The sequence below is a fragment of the Pararhizobium gei genome (genome assembly GCF_029223885.1).
GTDB lineage: Bacteria > Pseudomonadota > Alphaproteobacteria > Rhizobiales > Rhizobiaceae > Pararhizobium > Pararhizobium gei.
In genome coordinates this window covers 75,443-88,315 of sequence record NZ_CP119409.1, presented here as the reverse complement: position 1 = coordinate 88,315, position 12,873 = coordinate 75,443, and the positions used below count along the sequence as shown (strand labels likewise).

The 12,873-nt window shown below is 59.0% G+C and carries 11 protein-coding genes; 2 read left to right on the top strand and 9 right to left on the bottom strand.

What is annotated here, in order from left to right:
* Window positions 1-50: 50 nt before the first annotated feature.
* The 3 genes from PY308_RS00410 to PY308_RS00400 all read right to left on the bottom strand — a co-directional run bounded on the left by PY308_RS00410 (window position 51) and on the right by PY308_RS00400 (window position 3,848).
* Window positions 51-1,040: an ABC transporter substrate-binding protein gene (locus tag PY308_RS00410; protein ID WP_275786774.1), complete on the bottom strand. Its 990-nt coding sequence runs from the start codon at window positions 1,038-1,040 to the stop codon at window positions 51-53.
* A gap of 254 nt (window positions 1,041-1,294) precedes the next feature.
* Window positions 1,295-2,314, bottom strand: a complete 1,020-nt coding sequence (locus PY308_RS00405) for an aldo/keto reductase (RefSeq protein ID WP_275786771.1) — start codon at window positions 2,312-2,314, stop codon at window positions 1,295-1,297.
* Between the two features lie 28 nt (window positions 2,315-2,342).
* Window positions 2,343-3,848: a UxaA family hydrolase gene (locus PY308_RS00400; RefSeq protein WP_275786768.1), complete on the bottom strand. Its 1,506-nt coding sequence runs from the start codon at window positions 3,846-3,848 to the stop codon at window positions 2,343-2,345.
* 196 nt (window positions 3,849-4,044) lie between these two features.
* Here PY308_RS00400 and PY308_RS00395 point away from each other — a divergent pair, with 196 nt between their 5' ends.
* Window positions 4,045-4,923: a GntR family transcriptional regulator gene (locus PY308_RS00395; protein ID WP_275786766.1), complete on the top strand. Its 879-nt coding sequence runs from the start codon at window positions 4,045-4,047 to the stop codon at window positions 4,921-4,923.
* A 24-nt stretch (window positions 4,924-4,947) separates the two neighbouring features.
* Here PY308_RS00395 and hpaI read toward each other — a convergent pair whose 3' ends face one another.
* Window positions 4,948-5,751, bottom strand: a complete 804-nt coding sequence (gene hpaI, locus PY308_RS00390) for a 4-hydroxy-2-oxoheptanedioate aldolase (RefSeq protein ID WP_275786763.1) — start codon at window positions 5,749-5,751, stop codon at window positions 4,948-4,950.
* An 84-nt stretch (window positions 5,752-5,835) separates the two neighbouring features.
* Window positions 5,836-7,290 carry an NADP-dependent succinate-semialdehyde dehydrogenase gene (gabD, locus tag PY308_RS00385; protein ID WP_275791238.1) on the bottom strand — a complete coding sequence of 485 codons (1,455 nt, stop codon included), beginning with the start codon at window positions 7,288-7,290 and terminating at the stop codon, window positions 5,836-5,838.
* A gap of 287 nt (window positions 7,291-7,577) precedes the next feature.
* Between gabD and PY308_RS00380 the strand changes: the two genes are divergently transcribed.
* Entirely contained in the window at window positions 7,578-8,180 is a 603-nt protein-coding gene (locus PY308_RS00380) for a nitroreductase family protein (RefSeq protein ID WP_275786761.1), read from the top strand.
* A gap of 76 nt (window positions 8,181-8,256) precedes the next feature.
* Here the strand turns inward: PY308_RS00380 and gyrB are convergent, their stop codons facing one another.
* The 4 genes from gyrB to mltA form a co-directional block, all read right to left on the bottom strand.
* The gene (gene gyrB, locus PY308_RS00375; protein WP_434064182.1) at window positions 8,257-10,725 is read right to left on the bottom strand and encodes a DNA topoisomerase (ATP-hydrolyzing) subunit B; all 2,469 of its coding nucleotides are present in this window, start codon (window positions 10,723-10,725) and stop codon (window positions 8,257-8,259) included.
* 115 nt (window positions 10,726-10,840) lie between these two features.
* Window positions 10,841-11,215: a helix-turn-helix domain-containing protein gene (locus PY308_RS00370; RefSeq protein WP_275786756.1), complete on the bottom strand. Its 375-nt coding sequence runs from the start codon at window positions 11,213-11,215 to the stop codon at window positions 10,841-10,843.
* Window positions 11,212-11,769: a Smr/MutS family protein gene (locus PY308_RS00365; RefSeq protein ID WP_275786754.1), complete on the bottom strand. Its 558-nt coding sequence runs from the start codon at window positions 11,767-11,769 to the stop codon at window positions 11,212-11,214. The genes PY308_RS00370 and PY308_RS00365 overlap by 4 nt, the downstream gene beginning before the upstream one ends.
* Window positions 11,756-12,868 carry a murein transglycosylase A gene (gene mltA / locus PY308_RS00360; RefSeq protein ID WP_275786751.1) on the bottom strand — a complete coding sequence of 371 codons (1,113 nt, stop codon included), beginning with the start codon at window positions 12,866-12,868 and terminating at the stop codon, window positions 11,756-11,758. Before mltA ends, PY308_RS00365 begins: the two co-directional genes overlap by 14 nt.
* Between the last annotated feature and the right edge of the window lie 5 nt (window positions 12,869-12,873).

The following is a 12,873-nucleotide window of genomic DNA, read 5'->3' as shown; positions in this document are numbered from 1 at the left end:
AGTGCGAAGACAGGCGGCGGGACTTTTACGGACGCCCGCCGCCAGTCCAATCAGTTGATCTTCGGATTCAGAAGAGCATCGATCTTGGGATCGGCCATATTCGACTTGGTCACCAGATTGGCGCCGGTATCGACATTGGCTTCGACTTTTTCCTTCTTCGAAACGGCAAGCGCTGTCTTGATGCCATCATAACCCATCCGATAGGGATCCTGCACCACGAGGCCGGCAAGCACGCCTTCCTTGAGGAAGCCGACTGTCTTTTCGTCGCTGTCGAAGCCGATGACCTTGATTTTGTCACTGAGCTTGTTCTCGGCAATGGCCTGGCCGACACCCTGCGCCATGATGAGATTCGAGGCGAAGACACCGACAAGATTCGGGTTGGCGGTGATCAGGTCCGTCATCATGTTGAGGCCGGTGGATGCCTGACCATCGGCATATTTGTCGGCAACGACCTTGAAGCCCGGATATTTTGTCTTGATCTGGTCGAGGAAGCCTTCCTTGCGCTGCTCGAGAGAGCCGGCGCCCGGGGTGTTGGTAATGATGGCGATTTCGCCCTCTTCCTTGCCGGTCGCCTCCTTGACGGCCGCAGCCAGCCCGTCGGCGGCGATCCGTCCACCCTGGACATTGTCCGTCGTCAGGAACGAGCTGAAGGCTTTGGAATCGGCGCCGGAGTCGATGCCGATGACAGGCACGGATTTCGCAGCTTCATCGACGGGTTTACCCAGCGCCTTGAATTCCGTGGGCGAAATGACGATGGCGGCGGGGCTGCCGGCAACGGCATTTTCCAGGATGCTGATCTGGCCGTTCACATCGGTTTCCGCTTGCGCGCCCAGTTCCGGTACATTGACGCCAAGATCCTTGCCTGCCGCGCGGGCGCCGGCAAGCACGATCTGCCAATAGAAGGATGTCGTGTCCTTGACGATGATCGGGATGGTGACGTCCTGCGCAAAGCCTGTGACAGGCATCATGGTCGCAAGAACAGCAGCACCAGCCAAGCTGGTGAAGGTGCGGCGCGAAAGCATGTTTTTCAGAATGGTCATTGTGTTGTTCTCCTCCAACAGCGCCTTGATGAAGTTTTCCTCCGACCAGGCCATAAGACGCAAATGACATGATCTTTATCGATAAAAAACATTAGCAGTTATATGCTTAATCCGGCAATTGGGATAATGCAAGTGACATCTAACGGACCCTCCAGCCCTCCATCCTCAAGCGGAAATTACAACAGTCCGGTCGAAAATCAATTTTCCATTTTCCGGAATAATGATCCAATTATCGGACTTCGGGCTTCGGCAGCCTAAACGCGAACTGCGTCCCATCCGAGTTCCGGCGCGACAAGTGTATAGGCTTCGTATTCCAGAAAATCGGCGGGAGCGACGCGAGGCTGGATCAAGTCCATATTGCGCATTAGACTTGCGGGTTTGGCAGTCCCGAGAAGCACCGATGCGACCACCGGGCTCTGTAACGGGAACTGGATAGCCGGCGCAGCAAGAGGCAGTCCGGCAGAGGCTGCAATCCTTTCCATCGCGGCTACCCTGTTCAGAATGTCTGGTGTTGCAGGCATATAATCGAAATGAGCACCCTCGACCGGGCCAGTTGCCAGGATGCCGGAATTGAAAACCCCGCCGACAACCAGCGATGTCCCGCTTTTTTCGCAGAGTGGAAGAAGCTCGTCAGTCGCCGTCCGGTCGAGCAATGTGTAGCGCCCGGCAAGCAGGATACAATCGAGATCGGCCTGTCGCATCACATCGAGACAGACCGGCACTTCGTTGACGCCCAGGCCATAAGCGGCGATGGCGCCGCTGGACTTCAATGCGTCGAGGGCTTTGAGCCCGCCATCCAGCAGTTGCCGCATGTAGACGGCATTGCGCTCGGCGCCATGGGTGTAGACGCCGATATCATGAACGAAGAGAATATCGATGCGGTTGAGGCCGAGCCGGGCATAGCTGAAATCGACCGAACGCATGATGCCGTCATAGGAATAGTCATAGTCCGTGTCGAACGGCAGAGGATCGACGAAACCATAGCTCGGCACCCGGTCGTCCGGCACGGGCCGTTGAAGCCGGCCGACCTTGGTGGAAAGCACGTAGCTGCCCTTCTCCTTGTCGCGCAGAAAATCCCCGACCCGCCGTTCGGCAAGACCGAAACCATACCAGGGGGCCGTGTCGATAAAGCGCAAACCGGCATTCCAGGCCGCATCGAGCGTCTCCATTGCAACATCCCGCGGGCAGGACCGATACATTCCGCCGAGCGGCGCGGTACCGAAGCTGTATTCCGTAACGGCCAAATCGGTCTTGCCGATCTTTCTGGTCTTCATATCCGATCCTCGTGGGCCTGAAGCATCCTCAAAGCGTGGCGCCGAGGTGCCAGGGCACAAACTCATTGTCGCCATAACCAAACAGTTCGCTCTTCGTTTTCTTTCCGGACGCCGTGTCGATGATCAGGTCGAAAATTTCCCGCCCCTTGCCGGCAATCGTCGCCTCCCCCGAGGCGATGGTTCCGCAATCGATATCCATGTCCTCCTCCATGGCCCGATAGAGCGCCGTGTTGCTGGTCAACTTGATTGAAGGACAGGGGCGCGAGCCGAAACAGCTGCCGCGACCGGTGGTGAAAGCAATCACATTCGCGCCGCCCGCGACCTGTCCGGTGGCCGACACCGGATCATAGCCGGGCGTATCCATGAAAACCAGGCCATGCGCGGTCACCCGCTCGGCATAGTGATAGACTGCGGTGAGCGGTGACCGCCCGCCCTTGGCGACGGCACCGAGGGATTTCTCGAGAATGGTCGTCAGACCGCCACGTTTGTTGCCCGGTGAAGGATTGTTGTCGAGCGACGCGCCGTGCAGCCCGACATAATTTTCCCACCAGGAAATCAGCCCGTCCAGCTTCAGCGCCACCGCATCGTCAACGGCGCGGCTGCGCAACAGGTGTTCCGCGCCATAAATCTCCGATGTTTCCGAGAGGATGGCAGTGCCGCCGGCACCGGCGAGAATATCGACCGCAAGGCCCAGCGCCGGATTTGCGGTTATCCCCGAAAGGCCGTCGGAACCGCCGCATTGCAAGCCGACGATGATCTCGCTGACTGGGACCGGCACCCGGCGTGCCGTCCCGACCTCCTGGGCAATCTCCTCCAGAACCGCAAGCGCGCGGGCGACGGCCCGGCGGGAGCCGCCGGCATCCTGGATATTGAAATGGCGCTTCTCAGTCCCGGTGCCACTCTGGCCATACAGTGTCAACTGATTGACCTCGCAACCGAGACCGACCATCAACACGCCACCGAAGTTGACGTGACGTGTGTAGCCGGCAAGCGTTCTGTGCAGGTTCTTCATGCCATCGCCGGTGGAACTCATGCCGCAGCCCTGATCGTGCACGATAGGCACGAAGCCGTCGATGCCGTCATAGCGCGGCAGGATCGTTTTGTTCGCCTCCTCGGCTATGGCGCGACAGACGGTGGTGGAACAGTTGACGCTCGCTATGATGCCGATGAAGTTGCGCGTGGCGGCCCGGCCGTCCGGTCGGCGATACCCCATGAAGGTGCGGGTTTTATCGGCTTCGCTCGCCGTCTCCGGTGGAACCGGGGCGCCAATCGACAGCCGGTCCTGGTCAAAGGCCAGATTATGCGCATGGACATGCTGGCCGGGCGCTATATCCACCGTTGCGCGGCCGATCGCCTGTCCATATTTGACGACCGGTTCGCCGGAACGAACGGGCCGAAGCGCGACCTTGTGACCCGGATCGATCTTCGAAACCGCGCTTACCCCGTTTGCCAGCGGGCTGCCCGGCTCGATCGCAAGCGATGCCACGGCGACATTGTCTTCCGGCGACAGGATGATAAAGGACGGTGCGCTCATACCTGATACCTCCCATGACGATTTCTTTTGAAACCGCTCGTTTTCTTCTGTCTTTTATCCACAATAGACAGTTTTCCGTCAATGGGTATTATGGCAATCTTCGTAGGGTGCGACGGAAGACAGCCGCAACCGAACCGGCTAAAGCTCATAAACGTCTCGCATGTCCGTGCGTACAGAAACTGATAGACCCAGATTCATGGCGAAACAAAACACCGTTTTCAAGGACGCCTTCAATCGCAGCCTCCGGCTGCTGGCGGAAACATCCGGCTTGCCGTCCGAGCCGGAACTCGGCACGGCGCTTGGCGTCAGCCGCACGACGGTGCGCGCTATTCTCTCGCGCATGGAGGAGGTCGGGCTGATCGCATGGGACAAGCGTGCAAAGGTTGTTCTGCGCCAGCCGAACCAGGACGATTATTACCCAAGCGCGGAAACGGATTCTTTGTCGGAGATAATCGAACGCAGTTTCATGCGCCGGATTCTTGCCGGCGGCGCCGAACCCGGTATGCAGATCAACGAACTGGAGCTCGCCCGCGACATCGGCACCGGCACCACCAGCGTGCGAGAATTTCTCATTCGCTTCAGCCGCTTCGGCCTGATCGAGAAACGGCCAAACAGCCATTGGGTTCTCAAGGGGTTCACACGGGAATTCGCGCTTGAACTCACCGAAGTCCGTGAAATGTTCGAACTGCGTTCGGCAACGGGCTTTGCCGCGCTCAATCCCGATCATCCCGCCTGGCTTGAACTGGCGCGCATCGAGACGCTGCACCACGACATTCTTGCGGATATAGACAACCGGTATCGTGAGTTTTCCGAACTGGACGAGCGTTTCCATCTGCTCGTCCACAAATCCTCAAGCAACCGCTTCATCGTGGATTTTTATGACATCATCGCCATTGTTTTTCACTACCACTATCAATGGAACAAGACGAATGCGCGCCAGCGCAACGCGCGCGCGATGGAAGAACATCTTGTCTATATCGCAGCCTTGAAAACGCGCAATCCGGCTTTGATCGAGGCTGCCTGCCGTCAGCACCTCCAATCGGCGCGGGAGACCCTGCTGCAATCCATTCAATAGCCGGATTCTTGCCCGAACAGATTGTCAGTAACCTGCGACCGGCGCGACGCCGCCTTCCTTTCCCGCAAGAAAATGCTCCCTCAGTCGGGACGCTGCACTGACCAGCAGGGTCACATCGGTACCGATCGCCATGAAAGTCGCGCCCATGTCGCGGTAGAGGCGCGCCTGGACCGGGTCCAAGGTCATGATGCCCTTGGCTTTGCCGGCTCCTTCGATACGGGCGAACGCATCTTGCACCGCTGCCGTTACGTCCGGATGGGCCGGATTTCCCAGATGACCCATATCGGCTGCGAGATCGGACGGACCGATGAAAACCCCGTCGATACCGTCCAGTGCAGCGATCCCATCCAGAGCTTTCAGGCCTGCCCGGCTCTCGATCTGGACCAGCAGGCATATCTGCTCATTGGCGGTCTCGAGATAGTCGCCAATCCGGCTGAAGCGCGACGCGCGACCCAAAGCAGCACCCACGCCGCGGATGCCATGGGGCGGATAGCGCACGGCCTGCACCAGCGCCTTTGCCTGCTCGACGCTTTCGACCATCGGGATGAGCAAGGTTTGAGCGCCGGCATCGAGGATCTGCTTGATCATCCAGGTTTCGCCAACAGGAAGCCGCACGATCGGATGGCTGTTGGAGCGGCTGACCGCCTGGACCTGCTCCGAGAGGAGCGGAATATCGTTCGGCCCATGCTCGCCATCAATCAGCAGCCAGTCATAGCCGCTGTCGCACAGCACTTCAGCAGCATAAGGACTAGCAAGGGCAACCCAGAGACCGAGCTGAAAACGGTTTTCGCGAAGGGCAGCTTTGAAGAGGTTGCGCGGGGCTGGCATCACTTGTCTCCTTGCGCCGGTCTATCCCGGCTAAGAAAGCCGGCCAGATCGTCCCCGGCCGGCTCATTTGCAAAACAGATTGTCTCAGGCAATGCCGCCGAGGCACACATATTTGATTTCGGTGAACTCCTCGATGCCGTATTTCGAGCCCTCGCGGCCAAGGCCCGACAGCTTGACGCCGCCGAATGGCGCTTCGGCTGTCGAGATCAAGCCGGTATTGACGCCGACCATGCCGTATTCCAGCGCCTCGGCGACCCGGAAGACGCGGGCCAGGTCCTTGGCATAGAAATAGGAGGCGAGGCCGAATTCCGTATCGTTTGCCTGCTGTATAACGTCTGCTTCATCCTTGAAGCGGAACAGCGGCGCGAGCGGGCCGAAGGTTTCTTCCCTGGCAACGGCCATGTCCCTGGTGACATCGCCGAGGATCGTCGCCTCGAAGAAGGTGCCGCCCAGCGCATGCTTCTTGCCACCCTGCAGGACGCGCGCGCCCTTGCCAACGGCATCGGCGATGTGCTCCTCGACCTTGGCAAGCGCCGCCTTGTCGATCAGCGGACCAAGGATCACGCCTTCGTCGAAGCCATTGCCGGTTTTCAGCTTGCCGACGGCGGTTGCCAGCTTTTCGGCGAAGGCGTCATAGACGCCGTCCTGCACGTAGATGCGGTTGGCACAGACGCAGGTCTGGCCGTTGTTGCGATACTTGGCGATCAGCGCACCTTCGACGGCGGCGTCGAGATCGGCATCGTCGAAGACGATGAACGGCGCGTTGCCACCAAGCTCAAGACCCAGCTTCTTGATGGTCGGCGCGCTCTGCTTGTAGAGTTCCATGCCGATTTCGGTCGAGCCGGTGAAGGTGAGCTTGCGCACGGTCGGGTTTGCGGTCATTTCCGCACCGATGGCCGCGGCCGAACCGGTGATGACGCTGAACAGGCCTTTCGGCAGACCAGCCCTTTCCGCCAGAACCGCGATCGCAATCGCCGAAAAGGGCGTCTGCGAAGCGGGCTTCAGAACCATCGCACAGCCTGCCGCAAAGGCCGGACCAGCCTTGCGGGTGATCATGGCATTGGGAAAGTTCCACGGGGTTATCGCCGCGACGACGCCGATCGGCTGTTTCATCACCATGATTCGCTTGTCGGGCTGGTGGCCGGGAATGAGATCGCCATAGATGCGGCGGCCTTCCTCGGCGAACCATTCGATAAAGCTTGCGCCATAGACGATCTCGCCGGTCGCCTCGGCCAAGGGCTTGCCCTGCTCCAGCGTCAGGATCCGGCCGAGATCATCCTTGTTTTCGATCATCAGGTCGTACCATTTGCGCAGGACCGCGCAGCGATCCTTGGCGGTGCGCGCGGCCCAGCCCTTCTGGGCAATCCGCGCCGCTTCGATCGCAGCTTTGGTGTCCGCAGCGCCCAGCTTCGGCACCAGGCCGATAATCTCGCCAGTCGCCGGATTGTTCACCTCGATGGCATTCGCCGGGTCGGCATCGATCCAGTTACCGCCGATGAGAGCGGCTTGACGGAACAGCGAGGGGTCTTTCAGAGTCACGGTCACAGTGCTTGTCCTTCGTCTGGAAAAATCTACAGAACTTATACAACTTTTTTAGGGCCCGGCAATGATCCAGGCCCGTGTTTCTGTCGCGTCGAGCCTGTCAACGGCTCCGAACCATCGCGATCAGGAAACGGTCCTTTCACAAAATGCTGTCTAGTTCACGGGCTTCCGGTCGCTCTATATCAGGCAGTCTGTCCAACAGCGGCCAGACGATCCACCAGACGGTGGCGACATGATTACCGTCTGCGCATTCATCACCCTTCTCCCAGGACAGGAATCCTCAGATGACCGTCACCAGCAATCACCGGCAGGCAGACTACCCGATCGAGCCAAGCTTCCTCAATCGCTGGTCCCCGCGCGCCTTTACCGGTGAAACCATTTCGGAAGAACAACTTCTGACGATTCTTGAAGCGGGCCGCTGGGCACCATCGGCCTATAACTCACAGCCCTGGCGCTTCGTTTACGCCCTGCGCGGCACAGAGCAGTGGGACAGGATTTTTCCGATCCTGAACGACTTCAACCAAGGCTGGGCAAAGTCGGCCTCCGCTTTGGTGATAATCGTTTCCAAGACCCATTTCACCGCGCCCGGCGCAACTGAAGCAACACTTTCCTACAGCCACAGCTTCGACACCGGTGCGGCATGGGGTTCCTTTGCGCATCAAGCCAATTTGCTCGGCTTCCAGGCCCACGGCATGACGGGCATTCATTTCGACAAGGCCATCGACATCCTTGGAATCCCTAAAGGCTATCGTGTCGAAGCCGCCGCCGCAATTGGCCGACTTGGCGACAAGGCGCAACTGCCGGATTACCTGCAGGCGCGCGAAACGCCCAGCCCGCGCCGTCCTTTGTCGGAAGTCGCCTTCAACGGCACCTTTGTAGCCGGATAAGCAATAACAAAAACCACGCCTTCAGTCTTGAAGGCGTGGTCTTAAAGCATTCTACACTTGATACCCGGCGGCGAACTTAGATATCGAGATTGGCGACGTTCAGGGCATTTTCCTGAATGAAATCGCGCCGCGGCTCGACCTCGTCGCCCATCAGGCGCGAAAACAGACCGTCGGCATCCGTGGCATCGTTGACCCTGACCTGCAGCAACGACCTGACGTTCGGATCGAGCGTCGTCTCCCAAAGCTGCTCGGCATTCATTTCGCCAAGACCCTTGTAGCGTTGCATTGACAATCCCTTGCGGCCGCTTGCGAAAATCGCATCGAGCAAAGCACGTGGACCGCTGATTTCGAGCGAGCCCTCTTTGCGATGCAGAACCGGAGGCTGCGCATAGATTTCGTTCAGGCGCGGCGCCATCTGGTCAAGATGGCGCGCGTCCGATGAGCCGATCAGGGCCATGTCCACCGAGGCCACTTCCTTGACGCCACGGACCATGCGCTCGAACCGAAGACCGCCGTCGTTTGCAACGACAGCTGTCCAACCACGCTCCGTTTCTTCTGCAATCAGGTCGAGACGCTTGGCAACCTCGTTGGCAGTCGCTTCCGACTGCGCCTGATTGTTGTTGAGTTCCGGGTTAAGAGCGCCAGCGATCGCCGCCTGCTCGACCACGGAGCGGCTATACCGGGAATGCAGACTGTCAATCAGCGACCGCAGACGCAGCGCATCCAGAATGATTTCGCGCAAATCTTGCCCGGCCCGCACTTCCCCTGAGCCAAGCTCGAGACGCGCCTCTTCCAGCCCCATTGAAATCAGATATTCCTCGAAGGCTTTTTCGTCCTTCAGATACTGGGCCGACTTCCCGCGCGTCACCTTATAGAGCGGCGGCTGCGCGATATAGAGATGGCCGCGCTCGATCAGTTCCGGCATCTGACGGAAGAAGAAGGTCAAAAGAAGGGTGCGAATATGTGCGCCATCGACGTCGGCATCCGTCATGATAATGATCTTGTGGTAACGCAGCTTGCCGAGATTGAACTCGTCCTTGCCGATCGAGGTGCCGAGCGCCGTGATTAGCGTACCGATTTCCTGGCTCGACAGCATCTTGTCGAAACGGGCGCGCTCGACATTGAGAATCTTGCCGCGCAGGGGAAGAATCGCCTGATTTTCCCGCGAGCGCCCTTGCTTGGCCGATCCGCCCGCCGAATCACCTTCCACCAGAAAGAGTTCCGACTTCGTCGGATCGCGTTCCGAACAATCCGCCAGCTTGCCAGGCAGCGAGGAAATGTCGAGAGCGCCCTTGCGGCGCGTCAGCTCACGGGCCTTCTTGGCGGCTTCACGCGCCGCGGCCGCTTCGATCACCTTGCCGACGAGGATCTTGGCGTCGCCCGGATGCTCCTCGAGCCAGGTGCTCAGCGCCTCGTTGACCAGGCTTTCGACGACCGGGCGCACCTCGGAGGAGACCAGCTTGTCCTTGGTCTGCGACGAGAATTTCGGATCGGGAACCTTGACGGAAAGAACAGCCGTCAAACCCTCGCGGCAATCTTCGCCGGTGAGAGTGACTTTTTCCTTCTTCATGATTCCGGAGCTATCGCCATAAGAAATAATCTGGCGCGTCAGGCCACCACGGAACCCGGCCATATGCGTGCCGCCGTCGCGCTGGGGAATGTTGTTGGTGAAGCAGAGGACGTTCTCATGATAGCTGTCGTTCCACCACATCGCGACTTCGACGGTGATGCCGTCCTTTTCGCCGCGAATGGCGACCGGCCTTGCGACCAGTGGCTTCTTCGCGCGGTCGAGATAGGCCACGAAGGCTTCCAGGCCGCCATCATACATCATCTCATCCTGGCGGATGTCGGAATGACGCTTGTCGGTCAGAACGATGCGAACGCCGGAATTCAGAAAGGCGAGCTCGCGCAGGCGATGCTCCAGCGTTCCGTAATCGAACTCGATCATCGTAAAGGTATCGGTGCTCGGCAGAAAGGTGACTTCGGTACCGGTTTCACCATTGCTGTCGCCGATGACCTTCAACGGCGCGTCGGCCACACCATGGGTGAAGTTGATCTCATGAACCTTGCCCTGTCGCTTGATCTTGAGCTGCAGCTTGACCGAAAGAGCATTGACGACCGAAACCCCAACGCCATGCAGACCACCGGAAACCTTGTAGGAATTCTGGTCGAACTTTCCGCCGGCATGCAGCTGGGTCATAATCACTTCGGCGGCCGATATGCCTTCGCCGGTATGAATATCCGTTGGAATGCCGCGGCCGTTGTCGGTAACGGTTACAGAGCCGTCGGCATTCATCGTTACAGTGACAAGATCGGCATGGCCAGCCAGCGCCTCATCGATGGCATTGTCCACGACCTCGTAAACCATGTGGTGCAAACCGGAGCCGTCGTCCGTGTCGCCGATATACATGCCGGGCCGCTTGCGAACCGCATCGAGGCCTTTCAGAACCTTGATGGAATCGGCACCATATTCGGCACTTGCGCCGGCTTCGGTTTCAGGCAAATCGGTCATTCGGCTATAGGTCTTTCCAGGTTTCGATGCCATGTCTGCGGAGACCCGATTCCGTGCGAATCAGTCCCCGATGGCGCTCCCCGAATATAGGGTTTTTGTCCAGAGTTCCAAATCCTGCACCGCCAGAGGCGGCAGAATTCAGGGATCATCACAGTTCCTTATCAGGAAACCTGGCTTTTTCCAAAACATCTTCCAGAAGACGGATGGTTTCCCCGGAAAGACCGCGGATCCGGCCGGCAAGCCGGTTGGCGAAGGCGGTATGGCTGGACGAAAGACCCGACGTATCGAGTACGACTCTCGGAGCAGACAGCGCCGCCAGCCCAAAAAGCTCGTCGGCATCGTCCCAGATGACATTGAAATATCCGGCGACTCTTTGCAGGAACTCGAAGCTCGGGGCACTGCGTTTGCCGTGCTCAAGCGCTGAGAGATAAGCGGGCGATACGCCGATTGCGGCGGCCATCTGTTTTTGTGTTACGCCCTTGGCCAACCGCAGCCTGTGCATGGCCTCCCCAAACGGCGTCACGGCGCCAGACCCGGAGCCCGGGACAGGCGCACATAGAGCGCGCCCTCGCCGCCGTGATTGCGGGCAGCCGGCTCATAGGACGAGATCAGCATCCGAAATTCCGGCAGGGCGAACCACATCGGCACCGCTCGCTTCAGGGCGCCATCGCTGCCAAGTGACGTCCCTTTGCCGGTGATGACAAGCACATGCCTGAGCCCGCGATCATGGGCGCGCATCAGGAAATGCAGCAGGAACCCATGCGCCTGGCTCTGGATCATGCCGTGCAGATCGATCCGCGCCTCGATCGGCAGATGGCCGCGGGCAAGCTTGCGCTTGACGGGTTTTTCCAGAGGGTGATGAATCCGCGGCTTCTTGACCGGCTCTGTCTGTGCGAGGCCGAAGGATTCGGTCAGTGATTTGCCTGAAATGACAGGTACAGCCTGTTTCGGTTGCTCCGGAGGCGGCTCCTCGAACTGCGCGAGCTCATCCATTCGTCCCGGCATAGGCTTAGTCGTTCGGGCAACCTTGCCCCACAGAATGCGGTCTTCGCTGGTGAGCTTCTTATCCCTGGCCATGGCCATATCTTGCCGCCGCAGCCCTGGGAATGAAAATGAAAAACTCTGCCTCGTTGCGAACGGCGCCGGCCAGACGTCCAGCCTCATCCCCCGAGCCTGTAAAAATATCGCCGCGGTTGGGGCCGACAATTGCCGAGCCGGTGTCGAGCGCCAGCATCAGACGCTGGAACGGACGGCCACCGTCGATAGAGGTCAAACTGCTGCTCGAAACGAAGAATGGCGTGCCGAAGGTATGGATGAGCCTGTCGACGGCAAGCGACCGGCCCGGCTCCAGCGCCACTTTCGCTGCAGCCACCGGGCCGAGCCTAAGATCACCCACCTCGGCTTCCCGAAAGAAGATGAAGGAGCGATTGTGCCAGAAAACCTCGTCTGCCTCATCGGGATGATCGTCCAGCCATTGCCGGATCGTTTGCATCGACACCGTCGCTGCGTCGATCTTGCCTCTTTCGATCAGCAACTTGCCGATCGCCGAAAAAGTGTGGCCGCTTTTGGCAGCATAGGTGATTCGCTTGACGGCTCCATCTGGAAAAACAAGCCTGGCGGCGCCTTGCACATGGGCAAAGAACACATCGGCTTTTGATTTCGCATAGGCGATTTCCAGTGCCTGTCCGGCAAGATATCCCTGTTCGATTGCCCTGCGGTCCGGATATTCCTCAATCCCGCTCTGCTTCAGGCGGCCAAATGCAAAATACGGGTCCATGCTATTGGGACGGTTGTCGTCGTTCACCTCCACCAGATCACTCGGCCGGCGGTAGAAGGGGAAGCGAAACATATCATCGGCCGTTGCGCTTACCGGAACATCGGGTTCGTAGAAGGCCGTTACAAAACCAGGCTTGCCGTCCAGACGCTCAATTCTGAAAGGAACGAAATTCTCTTCGAAAAAGATGCGTGTGCCCTTTGCATCAGGCGTGACCTGCAAGGCCGCTCCATAGGCTGGCATCAGATCGGCCGAGGAAATTCCAAGAGACCCGGTCCTGTGCGGCTTGACCGTTACGACATGCTGGCGGCATCGCTCAAGGGCTGGAAGCAGGGACAGCGGGTTGTCGTCCTTCCAACCGGGAAGGTTGGAGAAATCGACCCGCTGCAGCTTGAACTCCATCGCCC